The 1054-nt window shown below is 59.7% G+C and carries 1 protein-coding gene; it reads right to left on the bottom strand.

The window, feature by feature from the left end:
- On the bottom strand, positions 1 to 1054 hold a 1054-nt coding region (locus ACXRVY_RS31155; RefSeq protein ID WP_458239227.1), incomplete at both ends, for a DUF3141 domain-containing protein.

Here is a 1054-nt window from a genome sequence, read left to right as displayed (position 1 = left end):
TGCGGCCGAGACCGCCGGATAACTGGTTGCCGATGAAAAGGTCATCGACAATCATCTCGATCTCTTCGCCATTGAGCAGGGTCGGGCTGCCCCACCAGCGTTCGAAGTCGAGGAAGCGCGCAGCCTCGCTGTCGACCTGGCTGAACAACTGGTAGTACTTGCCCCAATAGGTGTTGGCCGGGTCCAGGTTTTCGAAATTGCTGACCAGCCAGGTACCGTCGAAACGGCCATTGCCCAGGTCGCTGCCCAGGCGAGCCATCCAGCCGCCACCCAGCAGGCCACCGATGTAGCGCATCGGATTGCGTCCATTGACACYGGCCCAGTACGACAAGGGGGCACCATTGATAATGATCAATCCCGGCAGTTCCGGCCGTGTTGCCGCCAGTCCCATCAAGGCCCAGCCGGCCTGGCAGTTACCGATGATGATCGGCTTGCTGTTGGCCGGGTGAAGGGCGCTGACGACATCGATGAACCGGGCCTGGGCTTCGACGATATCGGTCAGGGTTTGCCCAGGCAGCGGTGAGTGACTGAAGGAGATGAAATAGGTGGGGTGGCCGGCTCTGAGGCTTTCACCTAATACCGAATCCTGTTTGAAACCGCCGATTCCCGAGCCGTGGCCGCCGCGTGGGTCAATGATGATCACCGGCTGGGCGTTGCTGTCGATTCTTTGCTCTGGTCCGGGGAGGATTCGCAACAGTGAATAGTTGACCGGGCGTGGGAGGTCGGAGCCTGCGACCAGGGTTTCATGATCGAACTTGAGCAGCAGAGGATACCCGGCGCGTTCATGGGCCAGGGTATTATCGCCACGCTGGCGCAGGGTGTCCCAGAACAGCAGGCTGCGTTGGCCGAGGTCGGTGAAGTATTCCTGCCAGTCAGTGGGCGTGGGTTGTCTGAGCTGACCCCGCTTCAGAGGCGCGAGGGTTTTTTCCTGGCGCTGGCGCAAAGCACCAAGGACGTTCAGGGTATTGAGCTGCTGCAGATGACTCAGGTGTTCGAACAGGCCGCGTTGAGAGGAGGGTTTTTCATATTGCGATGCAATAATATCTTCCTGGCC

It is taken from the genome of Pseudomonas sp. P5_A2_2 (assembly GCF_054177685.1).
Note: the sequence above shows the minus strand (reverse complement) of the source record. Positions and strands in the feature narration are given on the sequence as shown.